The organism is Bradyrhizobium sp. Ses1 (assembly GCF_059512365.1).
Window position 1 is genome coordinate 82,906 of record NZ_JCAMOQ010000001.1, and the last position, 19,235, is coordinate 102,140.

The window sequence follows — 19,235 nt, forward strand, 5'->3', positions numbered from 1 at the left end:
TAAAATCTGGGGAGAGACGTCGTGGCGCGCGTAGGCGTACGGAGCAGGGCATGAGCGGCACCTCCTACAACGCGGTGACTTGGCTGTTGGACCGCAATGTCGACGAGGGCCGCGGCGACAAGCTCGTCTTCGACGACACCGTCTCGCAACTCACCTATGGCGAGCTGCAGCGACAGACGCGTCGCCTTGCCAACCTGCTGCGCCGTCTCGGCGTCCACCGCGAGGAGCGGGTGGCGATGATCATGCTCGACACGGTCGATTTTCCGATCGTGTTCTTGGGCGCGATCCGCGCCGGTGTGGTGCCGGTGCCGCTGAATACGCTGCTCACCGCGGATCAATATGCCTATGTGCTCGCCGACTGCCGCGCGCGGGTGCTGTTCATCTCCGAAGCGCTGCTGCCGATGGTGAAGGACATCGTCGGGCGGATGCCTGACCTCGAGCATGTCGTGGTCTCCGGCAAGGATGCGCACGGCCACAAGACGTTTTCCGACGAGCTGGCGCGCGAGGGCGATGACTTCAGAACCGCCGCGACCCATCCGGACGAGCCGGCGTTCTGGCTCTATTCGTCAGGATCGACCGGCATGCCCAAGGGCGTGCGCCACCTGCATTCCAATCTCGCCGCGACCGCCGAGACCTACGCCAGGCAGGTGCTCGGCATCCAGGAGAACGACGTCGGGCTCTCGGCGGCAAAGCTGTTCTTTGCTTACGGCCTCGGCAACGCGCTCACCTTCCCGATGTCGGTCGGCGCCACCACCATCCTCAACTCGGAGCGGCCGACGCCTGCGGTGATGTTCGCGCTGATGAACAAATATCACCCGACCATCTTCTACGGCGTGCCGACGCTGTTCGCGTCGATGCTGCACGATGAAGCGTCGAAGACGATGCCCGCGGGGAAGCGGCTGCGCATCTGCACCTCCGCCGGCGAGGCGCTGCCGGAATCCGTTGGCAATGCCTGGAAGGCGCGTTTCGGCGTCGATATCCTTGACGGCGTCGGCTCGACCGAGCTCTTGCACATCTTCCTGTCGAATGCGCCGGGCGACATCAAGTATGGCTCATCCGGCCGTCCGGTCCCCGGCTACAAGGTGCGCCTCGTCAACGAGTCAGGCGCCGATGTGCCGGATGGTGAAGTCGGCGAACTCCTGGTCGATGCGCCTTCCGCCGGCGAGGGCTACTGGAACCAGCGCAGCAAGAGCCGGCAGACCTTCGAGGGTCACTGGACCCGCACCGGCGACAAATACATCCGCGATGCCGAGGGCCGCTACACCTTCTGCGGCCGCAGCGACGACATGTTCAAGGTCTCCGGCATCTGGGTCTCGCCTTTCGAGGTCGAGAGCGCGCTGATCACCCATCCCGCGGTGCTGGAAGCCGCCGTCGTGCCGGAAGCCGATCCGGAAGGATTGCTCAAGCCGAAGGCCTTTGTGGTGCTGCGCGCGGACGCGAACACCGATGGCCTGCACGAGACGCTGAAGGAGTACGTCAAGCAGAAGATCGGCCCGTGGAAATATCCGCGCTGGATCGAGGTGGTCGAGAGCTTGCCCAAGACCGCGACAGGCAAGATCCAGCGCTTCAAGCTGCGGGAACACTAGTCGTCATGGCCGGGCTTGACCCGGCCATCCACGTCTCGCCACTTGGCAAAAGGACGTGGATGCCCGGGACAAGCCCGGGCATGACGAGAGACACAAGAGGAGCAACATGACTCTTTCTCCGTCCGGCTTCCTTCGCATCAACGGCTCCGATCTCGAATACCGCATGATCGGTCCGGCTCCTGACGCAGCACCAACCATCGTGATGCTGCATGAAGGCCTGGGCTCGGTCGGACTGTGGGGTGACTTTCCGGAGAAGCTGCAGGCAGCGACCGGCGCCGGCGTGTTCGCCTATTCGCGCGCCGGCTATGGCGCCTCGAGCCCGGTGAAGCTGCCGCGGCCGCTCGACTATATGCACGCCGAGGCGCAGGAGGTGCTGCCCAAGCTGTTGGATGCCATTGGCTTCCGCCGCGGGCTTCTGGTCGGGCATTCCGACGGTGCGTCGATCGCGGCGATCTACGCCGGCTCGCACCAGGACCATCGCCTGCAGGGCATCGCATTGATCGCGCCGCATTTCATCGTCGAGGACATCTCGGTGAAGTCGATCGCGGAGATCAAGACGATGTACGAGAGTACGAACTTGAAGGAGAAGCTGGCGCGCTGGCACAAGGATGTCGACAACGCCTTCTACGGCTGGAGCGGCGCCTGGCTCGATTCGAAATTCCGGGACTGGGATATTTCCGAATACCTCGCCTATATCCGCGTGCCCATCGCCATCCTGCAGGGCGAGGGCGATCAGTACGGAACATTGCGCCAGGCCGAGATCGCCAAGGAAGAGTGCTACTGCCCGGTCGATGTCACGGTCGTTCCGGGTGCGGGACATTCGCCGCATCGCGAGGCGCCGGAGGCAACGCTCAACGCAATCGCGGATTTCGCCGAGGCGGCGTTGCGGACTGACCAGCCGCAAGCGGCCTAGGCCATTGGCCGAGTGCCGGAACATGAAGCAAAGTGCATGTTCTCGCGTTTTTGACTAGACCAATTCCAAAACATGCATTATTGTGCATATCCAGATAACCAATAACGTACAAGGGTGGCTCATGGCCGGTGAGGATCGCGTGCTCGCGAACGGCGCGAAATACATCGATTTTCAGACCGACCCGTCCCGTTACCGGCATTGGAAACTCGATGTCGACGGCGAGGTCGCAACCCTGACCATGGACGTCGACGAGAATGCCGGCCTGTTCGAAGGCTACCAGCTCAAGCTCAATTCCTACGACCTCGGCGTTGACATCGAACTCGCCGACGCCGTGCAGCGGCTGCGCTTCGAGCATCCCGATGTGAAGGTCGTGGTGATGCGCTCGGGCAAGAACCGCGTGTTCTGCGCCGGCGCCAACATCCGCATGCTCGCGGGCTCGACGCACGCGCACAAGGTCAATTTCTGCAAATTCACCAACGAGACCCGCAACGGGATCGAGGACTCCTCGGAGAATTCCGGCCAGCGCTTCATCACCGTCGTCAACGGCACCGCGGCCGGCGGCGGCTACGAGCTTGCGCTGGCGACCGACCACATCATCCTCGCCGACGACGGCGCGGCCGCCGTGGCGCTGCCGGAAGTGCCGCTGCTCGCGGTGCTGCCGGGCACCGGCGGGCTGACGCGTGTCGTCGACAAGCGCAAGGTGCGCCGCGACCATGCCGACTTCTTCTGCACCATCGAGGAAGGCATCAAGGGCAAGCGCGCCGTGCAGTGGCGCCTCGTCGACGAGATCGCGCCGAACAGCAAGCTGGAAGGCAAGCTCGCCGACCGCGTCAAGGAATTCGCCGCCAAGTCGACGCGCAACGGCAGCGGCAAGGGCATTGCGCTCTCGCCCCTCAACCGCGTGATCGACGAGAACAGCATCCGCTACGGCTTCGTCAGCGTCGACATCGATCGGCCTGCACGCATCGCCACGATCTCGATCCAGGCGCCGGAGGCCGCGCCGCCGTCCGATATCGACGGTCTGATCGCGCAAGGAGCGGCGTTCTGGCCGCTGCAGGTCGCGCGCGAGCTCGATGACGCGATCCTGCATCTGCGCATCAACGAGCTCGGGATCGCGATGCTGGTATTCAAGAGCCACGGCGATCCCGCTCATGTCGTCGCCTATGACGATTTCCTCGAGGCCAACAAGTCCCATTGGCTGGTCAACGAGATCAGGCACATTTGGAAGCGCGTGCTGAAGCGCATCGACGTCACCTCGCGCACGCTGGTGGCGCTGGTCGAGCCCGGCTCCTGTTTCGTCGGCACGCTCGCCGAACTCGTGTTCGCGGCCGATCGCTCCTACATGCTGATCGGCTCGCGCGAGGGCGACAACCGCCCGCCGCCCGCGATCCAGCTCACCGCGATGAATTTTGGCCCCTATCCGATGAGCCACGGGCTCACCCGTCTGCAATCACGCTTCCAGGCCGATCCATCCGATCTTGAGCGCGCGCGCGGCGCGATCGGCAAGGCGCTCGATGCGGAAGAGGCCGAAGAATTCGGCCTCGTCACCTTTGCGCTCGACGACATCGACTGGGACGACGAGGTGCGCGTGTTCCTGGAGGAGCGCACCAGCTTCTCCCCCGACGGCCTCACTGGCATGGAAGCGAACCTGCGCTTCGTCGGCCCCGAGACCATGGAATCGAAAATCTTTGCGCGCTTGACCGCGTGGCAGAACTGGATCTTCCAGCGCCCCAACGCGGTCGGCGAAGAGGGCGCGCTGCGCCGCTACGGCACTGGCCAGAAGGCGCAGTTCGATATGACGAGGGTTTAAAGATTTGCTGCGTCATGGCCGGGCTTGTCCCGGCCATCCACGTCTTCCTTCGTCGAGGGAGGGAAGTGCGTGGATGCCCGGGACAAGCCCGGGCATGACGGAAAGAATATGCCCCAAGGAGGCTGCCATGAACGTCAACATCATGAACGTCGACTACTCGACCAAGATTCCCAACAACGTGAACCTGTCGGCGGATCGCCAGGTCTTGAAGGCGCTGGAGGGCTGGCATCCCGGCTACATGGACTGGTGGAGCGACATGGGGCCGGAAGGCTTCCAGCAGTCGCTGGTCTATCTGCGCACCGCCTATTCGGTCGATCCGCGTGGCTGGGCCAAGTTCGACTACGTCAAGATGCCCGAATATCGCTGGGGCATCCTGCTGGCGCCGCAGGAAGAGAACCGCGTGGTGCCGTTCGGCGCCCATTATGGCGAGCCGGCCTGGCAGGAAGTGCCAGGCGAGCACCGCGCCATGCTGCGGCGGCTGATCGTGATCCAGGGCGATACCGAGCCGGCTTCCGTCGAGCAGCAGCGCCACCTCGGCAAGACCGCGCCCTCGCTCTACGACATGCGCAACCTGTTCCAGGTCAATGTCGAGGAGGGCCGCCATCTCTGGGCGATGGTCTATCTGCTGCAGAAATATTTCGGCCGTGACGGCCGCGAGGAGGCAGACGATCTGTTGCGCCGCCGCTCCGGCGACACGGACTCACCGCGCATGCTCGGCGCCTTCAACGAGAAGACACCGGACTGGCTGTCCTTTTTCATGTTCACCTATTTCACCGATCGCGACGGCAAGATGCAGCTCCACTCGCTGGCGCAATCCGGCTTCGACCCCCTGTCGCGCACCTGCCGCTTCATGCTGACGGAAGAGGCGCACCACATGTTCGTCGGCGAGACCGGCATCAGCCGCGTCGTGCAGCGGACCTGCGAGGCGATGCGGGAGGCCGGCATCGAGGACCCGACCGATATCGCGAAGGTGCGGGCGCTCGGGGTGATCGACCTGCCGACCATCCAGAAGAAATTGAACCTGCACTATTCATTGTCGCTCGATTTGTTCGGCTCCGAAGTCTCGACCAACGCTGCCAACGCCTTCAACGCCGGTATCAAGGGCCGTTACAAGGAGACGACGATCGAGGACGATCACCAGCTCCAGAACTCGACCTATCCGGTGCTGAAGCTGATCGACGGCGAGCTCAAGCTGGTCGACGAACCGGCGCTGACCGCGCTCAACATGCGCCTGCGCGACGACTACACCCAGGACTGCGTCAAGGGCATGCTGCGCTGGAACAAGGTGATCTCGACATCAGGCTACGACTTCAAGCTCGCGGTGCCGCACGTCGCCTTCCACCGCGCCATCGGCGAGTTCAAGGATGTCGAGGCGACGCCCGAGGGCATCCTGATCGACGATGCCACCTGGAACAAACGCAAGAACGAATGGTTGCCGACCATCGAAGATGGCGAGTTCGTGGCTTCGCTGATGAAGCCCGTCACCGAGATCGGGAAATTCGCCTCCTGGATCTCACCACCGAAGGTAGGTATCGACAACAAGCCCGGCGATTTCGAGTATGTGAAGATCGAGTCATAAACCGGGCATTCGGGGAGAAGACGGCATGGACCCCGACCATGACCTTGAAGGGATGGACCGCGACCAACTGGTCGCGGAGGTGAAACGCTTGCGGGCAGGTATCCGCGCGCACCGGGACAGCACCGGTCACGATTTGTGCTGGCATCATCCCGACATGTGGGGGCTGCTTCCCGAGCGGGTTGCGCCGGAGGTCGCCGTCCCGCCATGGCCGAAATTCTTGCGAGGCTGCCTCCGATACCGGGAGGCGCTCGATCGCGAACTGCCCAACGCGCCGCGCGCCGACCACGAATACGAGTGACGCTGCCGCGAGCTCGAACGCGATCTTAGCCTCAGCTATCCCACCCGCTGCCCTTGATCCCGGCATTCGCATAGACGATGCCGCCGTCCACCGTGATGGTGGCGCCGACCACATAGTCGCCGGCGCGGGAGGCGAGATAGATCGCAGCGCCCGCCATGTCCTCGTCGGTGCCGATCCGGCCAGACGGCACCTTCGTCGCCACCTCATCGGCATTGTCGCGCGCCGCGCGGTTCAAGTCCGATTTGAACGGCCCCGGCGCGATCGCGGTGACCACGACGTGGTCCTTGATCAGCTTCACCGCCATCCGCCGCGTCAGGTGGATCAAGCCGGCCTTGCTTGCGGCATAGGAATAGGTCTCCAGCGGGTTGACGAAGATGCCGTCGATCGAGGCGATGTTGATCACCTTCGCCGGCCGCTCGGCGCTTGCGGCCGCGCGCAGCGGCGCGGCCAGCGCCTTGGTCAGGAAGAACGGCGCCTTGACGTTGAGGTTCATCACCTTGTCCCAGCCGCTTTCCGGAAACTCGTCGAAGTCCGCGCCCCATGCCGCGCCGGCATTGTTGACGAGGATGTCGAGCCTCGGCTCACGCGTCTTGATCTCCGCAGCCAGCATCTCGATGCCGGCGAGACTGGAGATGTCGATCGGCAGCGCGATGCACTCGCCGCCATATTCGGCCGAAAGCTCCTTTGCGGTCTCTTCGCACGGTCCGGCTTTCCGCGCGGTGATGTAGACCTTTGCCGCGCCTTGCGCGAGGAAGCCCGCGGCGATCATCCTGCCGATGCCGCGCGATCCGCCCGTCACCAGCGCAACGCGGCCCTTGAGTGAAAACAGATCCTTGAACATGCGTTCCTCCAAACTGCGTTGCCGAAAGTTGTGAGAGGAGCATCGAGACGAGTCAAGGAAGTACCCGCAACGCGGAGCAGCTCGCGTGCTTTGTTCGCTCGCCAATCATCACAACTTCAAGGCTGCAAGTTGATGCGCCCTCGCCCCTTGTGGGAGAGGGCGGCTCCGGCGCTACGGCAAATTCGCTTGGGTGAGGGGTTCTCTCCACGAACACCTGCGCCCGTGGAGACAACCCCTCATCCGGCGTGGACTGCGTCCACGCCACCTTCTCCCACAAGGGGAGAAGGGAAGGGCGCCGTAGCGAGGGTAGAAAAGCTACGCCGCGTCGATGCGGCGGAAGCCGTTCCAGACGGCGGTGGCGGCGCCGGAGGTGAGGACGGGGATGATGCGCGCGTCCTGGTAGTTGCCGTTCAGCGAGACGCGCTGCAGGGCGGTCAGGTAGTCGGCGCTTTCCGGGAAGATCATGCCCGGCCGCGTCGTCACCGCGGTCTTGAAGCCCGCGGCGCTGGCAAGCGCGAATTCGCGTTGGCCGGCCGCGATCTTGTCGCCATAGGGATAGGCGAAATGCAGCACCGGCCGCGCCAGCGCCGCTTCGATCCGCTCCCGGCTGGCGGTCATCTCGAACGCCGCCACGTCCTCGGACTGCCGGGCGAGGTTGCAATGGGTGATGGTGTGCGCGCCGATTGTCACCAGCGGATCGTTGGCGAATTCCTTCAGTTCGCTCCAGGACATGCAGAACTTGCGCGCGATCGTCGTCTCGTCGACATCATGGCGCGCGCAGAGCGCCGAAACCTCGTGCTGGACATCCTGCTCGCCCGGCAAGCTCCGCAACCAGTCGTGCAACTGCTCGAAGGCGGTGTGTTTCGCCTCCGGCGTCGAAGTATCGATCGGCGTCATCGCTCCGCCGACCGGCGCCTCGATCGCGGCCGCCTTGGCGACCACCTGCTCCAGCGCGATCCACCACAGCCGGCCGGTCCCTTCCGCGAAATCGCTGGCGGCGTAGACAATGAACGGCGCGTCGAACTCGCGCATGACGGGCAGTGCATGGTCGCGGTTGTCGCGATAGCCGTCGTCGAAGGTGAAGCAGGCAAAGCGCCGCGCGAAATCGCGCTCGGTCATCCGCCGGTGCATCTCGTCCATGGTGACGATGTCGATGTCCAGCGAGCGCAGATGCTCCAGCATCGCGCGCAGGAACTCCGGTTCAACCTCGAGATGGTGGTTCGGCTGGAACTCATCGTTGCGGCGTGGCCGGACATGGTGCAGCATGAAAACCGCGCCGACGCCTGCGAAGATTGGTCGCAGCAGGAAATGGGCTCCGGAGAAATACAGCGCTTCGAGTCCGGCGCGGATAACGGTTTTTCTGAGCTGTTTTTTCATCCGGGACATCGGCCGGCCGGTTGCATTACGGAGCGAAATTAGCGAACCACCGCTGAACAAACGGTTAGCCGGCCCGGTTATACGCGGCTCTTTGCCAGACGCGGTATTTCGGGTTTGACAGTCAGCCAAGGGTTTGTTTTCTCTCTGGTTCCGGAGCCAGGACCCCGAATGCACGAACTTTTCAAGTGGAGTCGCAAGTGGTGGCCGGGCGTGATTCCGCTGGTCATCTGTTGGGGTATCGCGGCCTGGACCACGACCGCAACCGTGGAGGCTGATCTCGCCGCGCGATCAAACGCCGCGCTCAAGGACACCATCCTTGACAAGCGCAGGATCGCGGTCGCCGGGCGGGACGTGACGTTTGCCGCCGAGGCGTTCTCGGAGGAGGGCCGTCAGAGCGCGGTGGCCTCCGTCGAGGCAGTGCCCGGCGTGCGCCTCGTCAATAACGAGACGCGACTCGTTCCCGAAGCAAAGCCATTCGTCTGGTCGGCCGAGCGCGACGTCGTCCGGGTGACGCTCACCGGCAGTGCGCCGTTACCGTCGAGCAAGGGCAAGCTGCTCGAAGCGGCCCGCAATACGCTTGGCAGCGTCGAAGTCGCCGACCAGATGTCGCTCGCGCGCGGCGCGCCGCCGCGCTTCGACAGTGCGGCGCTGCTGCTGCTCGACCAGATCGGCAAGTTGAAGGATGGCAAGATCACGTTGACCGACACCAAGGTCAACCTGTCCGGCATGGCGCGCGAGCTCGGCGGGCGCGAGGCGATCGCGGCCGCGCTACGGAATCTGCCGGAGGGCTATTCGGTCGCAGCCAATGACATCAAGGCGCCGCCCTACATCTTCCAGGCCTACAAGGATCCGGTGGCGGTGACGCTGACGCTCACCGGCAATGTGCCCGACAACAACGCTCATGCCGCGCTCGTCGCGGCCGCCGGGCGCAAGTTCTTCTCAGAGAAGGTCGTCGACAACCTCAAGGCCAGCCTGGGCGCTCCTTCCGGCTTTACGAACGCCGTGGTGCCCGCGCTCGGCGCCTTGTCGCGGCTGTCGACCGGCACGCTCGTGGTGACCGATCGCGAAGTGAAGCTGTCGGGCGATGCGTTCTATGACGCCGCCGCCAACCAGATCCGCGCCGGGCTCGGCCGGGATTTTCCGCAAGGCTGGCAGTACAAGGCCGATATTTCGGTGAAGCCGGCGGCCTCCCCGGTGGATGCGACCGTGTGCCAGCAGCTCTTCACCGAGCTGCTGTCGAAGGCGAGGATCCGCTTTGAATCGGGCAAGGCCGATATCTCCGCGGATTCCGTGGGCCTGCTCGACCGCCTCACCGAGACCGCGCTGCGCTGTCCGAATGCCACGATCGAGATCGCCGGTCACACCGACAGCGACGGCGACGAGAGCGCCAACCAGGCGCTCTCGGAACGGCGCGCCGAGGCGGTGATGGACTATCTGGTCAAAGCGGGCCTGCCGCCAACCCGCTTCCAGGCGGTCGGCTACGGCGCTACGCAGCCGCTTGCCGGCAACGACAGCGAAGAAGGCAAGGCGCAGAACCGCCGCATCGATTTCGTGGTGAAGTGATGGCCTATCTGGCGACATTCTTCTGGGGTTGGCTGCTCGCGGCGCTGTTGATCGGCCTTGCGATGGGCTGGATATCGGTGGTGCAGCACGGGGAAGGCGTGTCACGAAAGCTGGCGCGATGGCTGGCGCTGCTCGCGGCGATCCTGATCGCCCTTGCGCTCGGCCACATCGTTCCCGGCCGGTTCGGCTATTGGCTCGACCTGTTCCTGATCATGTTCGCGCTCTACCTCGCCGGATGCCTGGTGGGATCGTGGCTGCGTGATTGGGTGGTGTCGCGCAGCCAGCCGGCCCGATGAGGTGGTCGGGTGAGGCGGCAAGTTGCGGCCGCCAAGCGCGTTTTCGTGCTCCCGATGGCTGCTGCCGGGACGTTCGGTCGCATCGGTGCCGGGCTGGCCATGGCCCGCGCCTACGTGTCAACTCCTTGTAGGATCGGAGAGAATGCAGCAAAACTGTGCACCTGCTGTCATGAACTCCCCCTAATGTGTTGAAGATGCGCGTTTTATCGTCGCCAGACGAATTCCACTTCGACCCGAAACGCGCTACGACAGGCGGGAGGGAACAGCGGAGCGTCGGCGGGGTTCGCCCGATAGCCGTCGTCGCAGGATCGCAATTCGAGGTCTAGATGCTGGAAGCAATCCGCAGGGCGATCGCGTTTCTGCGCCAGAAGCAGGTCCTGCACAAATTGGGCGTTGCGATTAGCATCACGGTCATCGCGATCGCGTGCTACGTGCTCTATCACATGCTGCGCGGCATCGACACCAACGAGGTGCTCGAGGCTATCAAGAGTACCGAGCCGCGCCAGATCGCCCTGGCGGCGCTGTTCGTGGCGGCCGGCTATTTCACGCTGACCTTCTACGACCTGTTCGCGGTGCGCGCGATCGGCCACAGCCACGTTCCCTACCGCATCAATGCGCTCGCCGCCTTCACCTCCTATTCGATCGGGCACAATGTCGGCGCCAGCGTCTTCACCGGCGGGGCGGTACGCTACCGCATCTATTCGGCCTGGGGGCTGAACGCGATCGACGTCGCCAAGATCTGCTTCCTGGCCGGGTTGACCTTCTGGCTCGGCAATGCCGCCGTGCTCGGCATCGGGATTGCCTATCATCCGGAAGCCGCCGCTGCGATCGATCAGCTTCCACCCTGGCTCAATCGGGTCGCAGCATTCACCATCATCGTCGCGCTGGTGGCCTATGTGGTCTGGGTCTGGACCCAGCCGCGGGTGGTCGGGCGCGGGCCCTGGACGGTGACGCTGCCGGGCGGCCCGCTGACGCTCTTGCAGATCTGCATCGGCATCATCGACCTCGGCTTCTGCGCCTTGGCGATGTACGTGCTGGTGCCGGACGAGCCCAATCTCGGCTTTGTCGTGGTGGCCGTCATCTTCGTCTCGGCGACGCTACTGGGCTTTGCCAGCCACTCGCCCGGCGGCCTTGGCGTGTTCGACGCCGCCATGCTGGTCGGCCTCTGGCAGATGGACCGCGAGGACCTGCTTGGCGGGATGCTTTTGTTCCGGATGCTCTACTATATTTCACCTTTTGTCATATCTGTAATCTTGCTGACGTTTCGGGAGCTTATCCTTGGAGCGCGAATCAAGCGCCTGCGCCATTTGGGAGCTGGCTCCGACGCCAAACCGCGGCATGAGGCCGTTTATGTCCGCGAGCGCGGAGACACCAGCGCCTGACGCCGCCGCCTGAACAGGAAGAAGCCGGCTCAATGGCCCTTCATGAATCCTCTTCCTCCTTTTTCTCGCCGTGGCCCGACCGGCTGCGGCACTCGGCTATTGTCCTGCTTGCGGCGGGGCTGGCGCTCAGCGTGCTGGTCGCGCTCGATGAGCTCTCGCTGATCCGCGCCTTTGCGGTGTTCCTCTGCATCGCCGCCGCGGCGCTGGTGCCCTGGCGCCTGCATGACGTGGCGGCCTCCCGCGAGGATACCCGCAGCGTCAACCCGGTCGAGAACGGGGCGGTTGCCGCCGTCGTCGCGGGCATGCCGGACCCGGCCGTGCTGCTCGACCGTGCCGGCCGCGTGATCCACCTCAATGCCGCGGCGGCCCAGTTGGCGCCGGCGCTGCGCAAGAACGAGCTGGCCCAATTCGCGCTGCGCTCGCCGGAGATCATCACCGCGCTGCGCGAGGCGATTGCCACCACCGAGCCGCGGCGCGCCACCTATCTCGACCATGTCCCGGTCGATCGCTGGATGGAATTGGTGATCACGCCGGTGCCGGTGCCGACCCTGTTCGGCGGCACCGACAAATGCATGCTGATGACCTTCCACGATCTGACGCCGCTGCGCCGGGTCGAGGAAATGCGCGCCGACTTCGTCGCCAATGCCAGCCACGAATTGCGGACGCCGCTCGCGGCGCTGTCGGGCTTCATCGACACCCTGCAGGGGCCGGCCAGGGACGATCCGCGGGCGCGGGAGCGCTTCCTCGGCATCATGCATACCCAGGCCACGCGGATGGCGCGGCTGATCGACGATCTGTTGTCGCTGTCACGGGTCGAGCTCTCGGCCCATGTCCGCCCCGACACCTGCGTCGACCTGATCCCGATCATCCGCCAGGTCGCCGACGGCCTGGAGCCGCTGGCGCGCGAGCGGCAGGTCGTGATCGAGATCCAGCTTCCCGAGACGCCGGTCATGATCGCGGGCGACCGCGAGGAGCTGTTGCGGCTGTTCGAGAACCTGATCGAGAACGCCCTGAAATACGGTGCCTCCGGCGGCCGGGTGATCGTCTCGCTGAAGGAGGCCGCCTCCGGCGAGGGCGCCCGGGAGATCCGGGTCCTGGTGCGGGATTTCGGTCCCGGCATCGCCCCGGAACACCTGCCGCGGCTGACCGAGCGCTTCTATCGGGTCGACGTCGGCGACAGCCGCCTCCAGGGCGGAACCGGGCTTGGATTATCCTTGGTGAAACATATTCTTAACCGTCATCGCGGCCGTCTTTTGATCGAAAGCGTGCCGAAAAACGGCGCCACTTTTACCGCCTGTTTTCCCCAGGTGAAGACCCCTGCGGCGGCATAAAATCAAGCAATTTCAATTGCTTGAATGTGTCATCCAACTGTCATCCAACCTTCGTAAAACGAGCATCGACCGCTCCTAAACGGACCGGCGTGAGCGCGATCGGGCGCATCCGGCGCTTCGCTCACAGGATTGGAGACCACCCCATGAATTTCTTTAGGACAATCGTCGCTGCCGGCTTGGTGGCCGTTTCGACGTCGGCCTTTGCGGCCGATATCACTGGCGCGGGCGCGACCTTTCCGTTCCCGATCTATTCCAAATGGGCGGACGCCTATAAGAAGGAAACGGGCAACGGGCTGAATTATCAGTCGATCGGCTCCGGCGCCGGCATCAAGCAGATCCAGGCCAAGACCGTGACCTTCGGTGCCACCGATGCGCCGCTGAAGGCCGAGCAGCTCGAGAAGGACGGACTCGTCCAGTGGCCGATGGTGATGGGCGCGATCGTGCCGGTCGTGAACCTCGAAGGCATCAAGCCGGGCGAACTGGTGCTGTCGGGCGAGGTGCTCGGCAACATCTATCTCGGCAAGATCACCAAGTGGGACGATGCGGCGATCGCCAAGCTCAATCCGAAGCTGAAGCTGCCCTCTGACGCCATCACCGTGGTCCGCCGTTCCGACGGTTCGGGCACCACCTTCAACTTCACCGACTTCCTCTCCAAGTCGAATGCCGACTGGAAGTCCAAGGTTGGTTCGGGCACCGCGGTCGAGTGGCCGGTTGGCGTTGGCGCCAAGGGCAACGAGGGTGTTGCCGGCAACATCAGCCAGACCAAGAACGCCATCGGCTATGTCGAATACGCCTACGCCAAGCAGAACAAGCTGACCTATGCGGCGATGGTCAACAAGGCCGGCAAGACCGTGCAGCCGACCATTGCTGCGTTCCAGGCCGCTGCTTCCAACGCGGACTGGGCCAAGGCTCCGGGCTACTACGTGATCCTGACCGACCAGCCGGGCGATGCGTCCTGGCCGATCACCGCGGCGACCTTCATCCTGATGCACAAGGAGCCGACGGATAAGGCGGCCTCGGCCGAAGCCATCAAGTTCTTCAAGTGGTCGTTCGAGAAGGGTGGCAAGGCCGCCGAAGAGCTCGACTACATCCCGATGCCGGAGCCGGTCGTCAAGCTGATCGAGAAGACCTGGTCGTCGGACATCAAGAGCTGAGGCTCGCATAGCGAGCGTCGCGCCCTGTCCTCTGCGGGCGCGACAAAGTCGAGAAACCGGAATCCATCGCTTCGCAACCGAAGCTGTGGATTCCGGGTCTACGCCCGACGGGGTGCATCCTGCGACGATGCGGGAAAACGTTCAGAACGGGTCGCGCAGTAAGTTGCGATCGAGTAAACACAGGGGATTGGCGTGGCAGACATGGCCGTTCAAAGCGACGTAATGGCAGCCTCCGGACCTTACGATCGTGCCAGGGCCCTCAGCGCCTTCAAACTCGGTGACATCACCTTCTACTGGATCACTCGCGCCTGCGCGATTTCGGTGCTCCTGATCCTAGGCGGTATCATCCTTTCGCTGATCGCCGGCGCCTGGCCGGCAATGAAGGAATACGGCTTCTCGTTCCTGTGGACCCAGCGCTGGGCGCCTTCGGCAGACCCGCCGGTGCTCGGCGCGCTCGGGCCGATCTACGGCACGCTGATCACCTCTGTCATCGCGATGATGATTGCCATTCCAGTTGGCATCGGCATTGCGATCTTCCTCACCGAGCTCTGCCCACAATGGCTGCGCCGCCCGATCGGCATCGCGATCGAACTGCTCGCCGGCATCCCCTCGATCATTTACGGCATGTGGGGCTTCTTCGTGCTAGGCCCGTTCCTCGCCAATACGTTCCAGCCGTTCATGATCCGCCTGTTCGACGGCGTGCCGGTGCTGGGCGCGATATTCGCAGGCCCGCCATCCTATCTCAGCCTGTTCAACGCCGCGCTGATCCTCGCGATCATGGTGCTGCCCTTCATCACGGCGATCTCGGTCGACGTGTTCAAGACGGTGCCGCCGGTCCTCAAGGAGGCGGCCTACGGGGTCGGCTGCACCACCTGGGAAGTCGTCCGCAACGTCGTGATCCCCTATACCCGCGTCGGCGTGATCGGCGGCATCATGCTGGCGCTCGGCCGCGCCCTCGGCGAGACCATGGCCGTGACCTTCATCATCGGCAATTCGTTCCGCATCTCCTCCTCGATCTTCGCGCCGGGCACCACGATCTCCGCGGCGATCGCCAGCGAATTCGCCGAGAGTGACGGACTGCACCAGTCGGGCCTGATCCTGCTCGGCCTCTTGCTGTTCGTGCTGACATTCATTGTTCTTGCCTGCGCGCGACTGATGCTGATGCGTCTGGAAAGGAAGGCGGGGAACTGACATGAACCCGATTTACAAAGCACGTCGCCGCAACGACATCATCATCCGCGGGCTTTGCATCGCCGCTGCCGCGTTTGGGGTGACCTGGCTGGCGCTGATCCTGTTCACGCTGTTCTACAACGGTCTCGCCGGCCTCAGCCTCGACGTCTTCACCAAGAACACCCCGCCGCCCGGCTCCACCGATGGCGGCCTGTTGAACGCGATCGTCGGCTCGGTGATCATGACCGTGATCGGTGTCGGCATCGGCGCGCCGCTCGGCCTGTTCGCGGGCACCTATCTGGCCGAATACGGCAAGCATGATCGGCTCACCTCGGTGATCCGCTTCATCAACGACATCCTCTTGAGCGCGCCGTCGATCATCATCGGCCTGTTCATCTATGGCGCGGTTGTCGTGCCGATGGGCGGCTTCTCCGCGCTGGCCGGCTGCCTGGCGCTGGCGGTGATCGTCATCCCGGTCGTGCTCCGCACCACGGAGGACATGCTGCTGCTCGTCCCCAACCCGCTGCGCGAAGCGGCCTCCGCGCTTGGCCTTCCGCGCTCGCTGGTGATCAAGCGGATCGCCTATCGCGCGGCGCGCTCCGGCCTGATCACGGGCGTGCTGCTGGCGACCGCCCGTGTCGCCGGTGAGACCGCCCCGCTGTTGTTCACCGCGCTGTCCAATCAGTTCTTCAGCCTGAACCTGACCAAGACGATGGCGAACCTGCCGGTGACCATCAACAACTTCGTGCAGAGCCCCTACGCCTATTGGAAGGAACTCGCCTGGAGCGGGGCCTTGCTTATCACCTTGACCGTGCTCGCGCTCAACATCGGCGCGCGCATCCTCGGCGCCGAAAGGAGCGCAAAATGACCGATCTGTCCGTATCGACGACCAGCCCGAGCGCGGCCATTCCCCAGAAGTCGCTGCCGGAAGCGGCGCCAAAGGTGACTGCACGCAGCCTCAACTTCTATTACGGTGAGCACCATGCGTTGAAGAACATCAACCTGACGCTCGGCACCAACCGCGTCACCGCCTTTATCGGCCCGTCCGGCTGCGGCAAGTCGACCCTGCTCCGGATCTTCAACCGGATGTACGACCTGTATCCCGGCCAGCGCGCCACCGGCCAGTTGATGCTGGACCAGACCAACATCCTCGACCCCAAGCTCGACCTCAACCTGCTGCGGGCGCGGATCGGAATGGTGTTCCAGAAGCCGACGCCGTTCCCGATGACGATCTATGAGAACATCGCCTTCGGCATCCGCCTTTACGAGAAGATTTCGAAATCTGAAATGGACGGCCGCGTCGAGAAAGCGCTGCGCGGCGGTGCGCTGTGGAACGAGGTCAAGGACAAGCTCAACGCCTCCGGCCTGAGCCTCTCCGGCGGCCAGCAGCAGCGCCTCTGCATCGCCCGCACGGTTGCGGTGCGGCCCGAAGTTATCCTGTTCGACGAGCCCTGCTCGGCGCTCGATCCGATCTCGACCGCCAAGGTCGAGGAGTTGATCCAGGAATTGTCGGAGGACTACACGATCGCGATCGTCACGCATAACATGCAGCAGGCGGCGCGCGTCTCCGACAAGACTGCGTTCATGTATCTGGGCGAACTGATCGAGTTCGACGACACCAGCAAGATCTTCACCTCGCCGAGCGATCGACGCACCCAGGACTACATCACCGGCCGGTTTGGTTGAGGAGGGACATCATGGCTTCTGAACATACCGCCAAGGCATTCGACAGCGATCTTCAGGAACTGACCCGTCTGGTCGCAGAGATGGGCGGGCTGGTCGAACGGATGATCACCGAATCCGTCGATGCGCTGATCCGCCGCGACGTCGCGCTCGGCAAGCGTGTCGTCGCTTCCGACATCGAGATCGACAGCCTGCAGCGCGTGATCGAGGAGCGCGCCGTGCTGACGATCGCCCGCCGCCAGCCGATGGCTGTCGACTTGCGCGAGATCGTCGGCGCGATGCGGGTGGCGACCGACCTCGAGCGGATCGGCGACCTCGCCAAGAACATGGGCAAGCGCGTCGCCGCGCTGGAGAACGACTTCCAGCCGCTGAAGTTGATCCGCGGCCTGGAGCACATGACCGACCTCGTGCTGTCGCAGGTCAAGTCCGTGCTCGACGCCTATGCCGCGCACGATCTGCCGGCGGCGATGAACGTCTGGAAGAGCGACGAGGAGGTGGACGCGATCTGCACCTCGCTGTTCCGCGAGCTCCTCACCTACATGATGGAAGATCCGCGCAACATCTCGTTCTGCATCCACCTGATGTTCTGCGCCAAGAATATCGAGCGGATCGGCGACCACGCCACCAACATCGCGGAAACGGTCTTCTACATGATCGAGGGTCAGCAGATCACCGACAAGCGGCCGAAGGGGGATATGACGACGTTCGCCACGACCGTTCCGGGCAACTAGAGCAACATCCGGAAAGTCGACGCCGGCTTTCCGCCAAGATCCTGCTCAAACATCAAAGGAAGAGTGGGATGACGATTCAAGCAGAGAGTCATCCCGCTATAGGAGAAGCCAAGCCGATGAGCGCACGCATTCTGGTGGTCGAAGACGAAGAAGCGCTGACGACGCTGTTGCGCTACAATCTCGATGCAGAAGGCTATGATGTCGAAACGGTCGCCCGTGGAGACGATGCGGACACAAGGCTCAAGGAACGTATTCCCGACCTTGTCGTGCTCGACTGGATGCTGCCGGGACTCTCCGGCATCGAGCTGTGCCGCCGTCTGCGGGCGCGGCCGGAGACCAAGCAGCTCCCGATCATCATGCTGACCGCGCGCGGCGAGGAAAGCGAGCGCGTGAGGGGGCTGGCGACCGGTGCCGACGACTACATCGTCAAGCCGTTCTCGGTGCCTGAACTGCTCGCGCGGGTGAAGGGCCTGTTGCGCCGGGCAAGCCCGGAGCGGCTCGCCACCGTGCTCACCTATGGCGACATCGAACTCGACCGCGAGAAGCGCCGCGTCGCGCGCTCGGGCCGCCCGATCGATCTCGGCCCGACCGAATATCGCCTGCTGGAGTTCTTCCTGGAGCATCCCGGCCGCGTGTTCAGCCGCGAGCAGCTGCTCGACAGCGTTTGGGGCCGCGACATCTATATCGACGAGCGCACCGTCGACGTTCACATCGGCCGCCTGCGCAAATTGCTCAATCCCGGCCGCGAGCAGGACCCGATCCGCACCGTCCGCGGTGCGGGCTACGCGCTCGATGATCGCTTCGCGAAGGCCGAGCAGTCGTAAACCGGCGACCTCAATCCGCAGCCCGGGTGCAGCGAAGCGTAACCCGGGGAAATTTGGACCTGCCGATACAGCGTTCCCGGGTTGCGCTGCGCTCCACCCAGGCTACGATCTGTCGTCGGTTTACTTGCCTTGTGACGGCTTGACCGTCGGACGGCGGCGGTCAGCCGCCGGCTGGTAGGCGATGCGGGAGTGGTGCGCGCAATAGGGCAGGCCGGGAAGCGCCTTGCCGCCGCAGAAGAAGAATTCCGGGCTCGAGGGATCGCCGACCGGCCAGTGGCAGGTGGCCTCGTTCAATTCGAGCAGCGACAGCCGCTGGCTCATCGGTACCACATTGTCGTAGGCGATAGGGTCCGCTTCCACCTCCACCTCGAAGGCGTGGGCGAGCGCGGTGTTGCCGCGGGAGACCGGACGCGCCACGCGCATCATCGGCTGTGCGGGACGCGCCTTGCGCTGCCGCGGCGCGGCTGCAGCAGGACTCTTGGCGCGGCCCGAGAGGCCGAGCCGGTGCACCTTGCCGATCACCGCATTGCGGGTCACGTTGCCCAGTTCCGCAGCGATCTGGCTGGCCGAAAGGCCACCTTCCCAGAGCTTTTTCAACTGCTCGACGCGTTCGTCGGACCAGGTCAATACCGTCATCGCATCTTTCCCTTCGCGTTGCGCCGGCCGATCCTGGGACAGCGCTGCGATGCCTAATCTC

The 19,235-nt window shown here is 64.1% G+C and carries 18 protein-coding genes; 15 read left to right on the forward strand and 3 right to left on the reverse strand.

The features are described from left to right. The first annotated feature begins 50 nt into the window (after positions 1-50). The 5 genes from AC5ZG5_RS00375 (at position 51) to AC5ZG5_RS00395 (ending at position 6,186) form a co-directional block, all read left to right on the forward strand. On the forward strand, positions 51-1,586 hold the full coding sequence (locus AC5ZG5_RS00375; protein ID WP_456640672.1) for a benzoate-CoA ligase family protein: 1,536 nt from the start codon (positions 51-53) through the stop codon (positions 1,584-1,586). A gap of 106 nt (positions 1,587-1,692) precedes the next feature. After that, positions 1,693-2,499, forward strand: a complete 807-nt coding sequence (locus tag AC5ZG5_RS00380) for an alpha/beta fold hydrolase (protein ID WP_456640673.1) — start codon at positions 1,693-1,695, stop codon at positions 2,497-2,499. 121 nt (positions 2,500-2,620) lie between these two features. Further along, a complete protein-coding gene (gene boxC / locus AC5ZG5_RS00385; RefSeq protein ID WP_456640674.1) occupies positions 2,621-4,309 on the forward strand; it encodes a 2,3-epoxybenzoyl-CoA dihydrolase in 1,689 nt (562 codons plus the stop codon). 127 nt (positions 4,310-4,436) lie between these two features. After that, positions 4,437-5,888 carry a benzoyl-CoA 2,3-epoxidase subunit BoxB gene (gene boxB / locus AC5ZG5_RS00390; RefSeq protein ID WP_456640675.1) on the forward strand — a complete coding sequence of 484 codons (1,452 nt, stop codon included), beginning with the start codon at positions 4,437-4,439 and terminating at the stop codon, positions 5,886-5,888. Between the two features lie 25 nt (positions 5,889-5,913). Beyond that, positions 5,914-6,186 carry a hypothetical protein gene (locus tag AC5ZG5_RS00395; protein ID WP_456640676.1) on the forward strand — a complete coding sequence of 91 codons (273 nt, stop codon included), beginning with the start codon at positions 5,914-5,916 and terminating at the stop codon, positions 6,184-6,186. A 31-nt stretch (positions 6,187-6,217) separates the two neighbouring features. Here AC5ZG5_RS00395 and AC5ZG5_RS00400 read toward each other — a convergent pair whose 3' ends face one another. Together AC5ZG5_RS00400 and AC5ZG5_RS00405 are read right to left on the reverse strand one after the other, a co-directional pair. Beyond that, entirely contained in the window at positions 6,218-7,027 is an 810-nt protein-coding gene (locus AC5ZG5_RS00400) for an SDR family oxidoreductase (protein WP_456640677.1), read from the reverse strand. A gap of 315 nt (positions 7,028-7,342) precedes the next feature. Beyond that, the gene (locus tag AC5ZG5_RS00405) at positions 7,343-8,404 is read right to left on the reverse strand and encodes a polysaccharide deacetylase family protein (protein WP_456640678.1); all 1,062 of its coding nucleotides are present in this window, start codon (positions 8,402-8,404) and stop codon (positions 7,343-7,345) included. Positions 8,405-8,572: 168 nt separating this feature from the next. On the opposite strand from AC5ZG5_RS00405, the gene AC5ZG5_RS00410 reads away from it, so the two are divergent. The 10 genes from AC5ZG5_RS00410 to phoB all read left to right on the forward strand — a co-directional run bounded on the left by AC5ZG5_RS00410 (position 8,573) and on the right by phoB (position 18,538). Continuing rightward, positions 8,573-9,967 carry an OmpA family protein gene (locus AC5ZG5_RS00410; RefSeq protein ID WP_456640679.1) on the forward strand — a complete coding sequence of 465 codons (1,395 nt, stop codon included), beginning with the start codon at positions 8,573-8,575 and terminating at the stop codon, positions 9,965-9,967. Further along, the gene (locus AC5ZG5_RS00415) at positions 9,967-10,263 is read left to right on the forward strand and encodes a hypothetical protein (RefSeq protein ID WP_028163446.1); all 297 of its coding nucleotides are present in this window, start codon (positions 9,967-9,969) and stop codon (positions 10,261-10,263) included. Before AC5ZG5_RS00410 ends, AC5ZG5_RS00415 begins: the two co-directional genes overlap by 1 nt. Positions 10,264-10,589: 326 nt before the next feature. Next, positions 10,590-11,645: a lysylphosphatidylglycerol synthase domain-containing protein gene (locus tag AC5ZG5_RS00420; protein ID WP_130229143.1), complete on the forward strand. Its 1,056-nt coding sequence runs from the start codon at positions 10,590-10,592 to the stop codon at positions 11,643-11,645. A 32-nt stretch (positions 11,646-11,677) separates the two neighbouring features. After that, complete coding sequence (locus AC5ZG5_RS00425) at positions 11,678-12,976, forward strand: ATP-binding protein (protein ID WP_456640680.1); 1,299 nt, start codon at positions 11,678-11,680, stop codon at positions 12,974-12,976. 143 nt (positions 12,977-13,119) lie between these two features. Continuing rightward, the gene (gene pstS, locus AC5ZG5_RS00430) at positions 13,120-14,130 is read left to right on the forward strand and encodes a phosphate ABC transporter substrate-binding protein PstS (protein WP_028163449.1); all 1,011 of its coding nucleotides are present in this window, start codon (positions 13,120-13,122) and stop codon (positions 14,128-14,130) included. Between the two features lie 201 nt (positions 14,131-14,331). Continuing rightward, the gene (gene pstC / locus AC5ZG5_RS00435) at positions 14,332-15,321 is read left to right on the forward strand and encodes a phosphate ABC transporter permease subunit PstC (protein WP_456640681.1); all 990 of its coding nucleotides are present in this window, start codon (positions 14,332-14,334) and stop codon (positions 15,319-15,321) included. 1 nt (position 15,322) lies between these two features. After that, a complete protein-coding gene (pstA, locus tag AC5ZG5_RS00440; protein ID WP_028163451.1) occupies positions 15,323-16,168 on the forward strand; it encodes a phosphate ABC transporter permease PstA in 846 nt (281 codons plus the stop codon). After that, complete coding sequence (pstB, locus tag AC5ZG5_RS00445; protein ID WP_028163452.1) at positions 16,165-16,986, forward strand: phosphate ABC transporter ATP-binding protein PstB; 822 nt, start codon at positions 16,165-16,167, stop codon at positions 16,984-16,986. Before pstA ends, pstB begins: the two co-directional genes overlap by 4 nt. Before the next feature lie 11 nt (positions 16,987-16,997). Next, positions 16,998-17,714, forward strand: a complete 717-nt coding sequence (gene phoU, locus AC5ZG5_RS00450; protein WP_028163453.1) for a phosphate signaling complex protein PhoU — start codon at positions 16,998-17,000, stop codon at positions 17,712-17,714. A gap of 116 nt (positions 17,715-17,830) precedes the next feature. Continuing rightward, entirely contained in the window at positions 17,831-18,538 is a 708-nt protein-coding gene (gene phoB / locus AC5ZG5_RS00455) for a phosphate regulon transcriptional regulator PhoB (RefSeq protein WP_028163454.1), read from the forward strand. 120 nt (positions 18,539-18,658) lie between these two features. Here phoB and AC5ZG5_RS00460 read toward each other — a convergent pair whose 3' ends face one another. Then, on the reverse strand, positions 18,659-19,174 hold the full coding sequence (locus AC5ZG5_RS00460; protein WP_028163455.1) for a GcrA family cell cycle regulator: 516 nt from the start codon (positions 19,172-19,174) through the stop codon (positions 18,659-18,661). Positions 19,175-19,235: the final 61 nt, after the last annotated feature.

Bases quoted from the DNA above. Each gene is read 5' to 3' on its own strand.
- AC5ZG5_RS00380 (WP_456640673.1), top strand. From the start codon at position 1,693: ATGACTCTTTCTCCGTCCGGCTTCCTTCGCATCAACGGCTCCGATCTC.
- phoU (WP_028163453.1), top strand. From the start codon at position 16,998: ATGGCTTCTGAACATACCGCCAAGGCATTCGACAGCGATCTTCAGGAA.
- pstB (WP_028163452.1), top strand. From the start codon at position 16,165: ATGACCGATCTGTCCGTATCGACGACCAGCCCGAGCGCGGCCATTCCC.
- pstA (WP_028163451.1), top strand. From the start codon at position 15,323: ATGAACCCGATTTACAAAGCACGTCGCCGCAACGACATCATCATCCGC.
- phoB (WP_028163454.1), top strand. From the start codon at position 17,831: ATGAGCGCACGCATTCTGGTGGTCGAAGACGAAGAAGCGCTGACGACG.
- AC5ZG5_RS00420 (WP_130229143.1), top strand. From the start codon at position 10,590: ATGCTGGAAGCAATCCGCAGGGCGATCGCGTTTCTGCGCCAGAAGCAG.
- AC5ZG5_RS00375 (WP_456640672.1), top strand. From the start codon at position 51: ATGAGCGGCACCTCCTACAACGCGGTGACTTGGCTGTTGGACCGCAAT.
- boxC (WP_456640674.1), top strand. From the start codon at position 2,621: ATGGCCGGTGAGGATCGCGTGCTCGCGAACGGCGCGAAATACATCGAT.
- AC5ZG5_RS00460 (WP_028163455.1), bottom strand. From the start codon at position 19,174: ATGACGGTATTGACCTGGTCCGACGAACGCGTCGAGCAGTTGAAAAAG.
- AC5ZG5_RS00405 (WP_456640678.1), bottom strand. From the start codon at position 8,404: ATGAAAAAACAGCTCAGAAAAACCGTTATCCGCGCCGGACTCGAAGCG.
- boxB (WP_456640675.1), top strand. From the start codon at position 4,437: ATGAACGTCAACATCATGAACGTCGACTACTCGACCAAGATTCCCAAC.
- AC5ZG5_RS00410 (WP_456640679.1), top strand. From the start codon at position 8,573: ATGCACGAACTTTTCAAGTGGAGTCGCAAGTGGTGGCCGGGCGTGATT.
- AC5ZG5_RS00395 (WP_456640676.1), top strand. From the start codon at position 5,914: ATGGACCCCGACCATGACCTTGAAGGGATGGACCGCGACCAACTGGTC.
- pstS (WP_028163449.1), top strand. From the start codon at position 13,120: ATGAATTTCTTTAGGACAATCGTCGCTGCCGGCTTGGTGGCCGTTTCG.
- pstC (WP_456640681.1), top strand. From the start codon at position 14,332: ATGGCCGTTCAAAGCGACGTAATGGCAGCCTCCGGACCTTACGATCGT.
- AC5ZG5_RS00425 (WP_456640680.1), top strand. From the start codon at position 11,678: ATGGCCCTTCATGAATCCTCTTCCTCCTTTTTCTCGCCGTGGCCCGAC.
- AC5ZG5_RS00415 (WP_028163446.1), top strand. From the start codon at position 9,967: ATGGCCTATCTGGCGACATTCTTCTGGGGTTGGCTGCTCGCGGCGCTG.
- AC5ZG5_RS00400 (WP_456640677.1), bottom strand. From the start codon at position 7,027: ATGTTCAAGGATCTGTTTTCACTCAAGGGCCGCGTTGCGCTGGTGACG.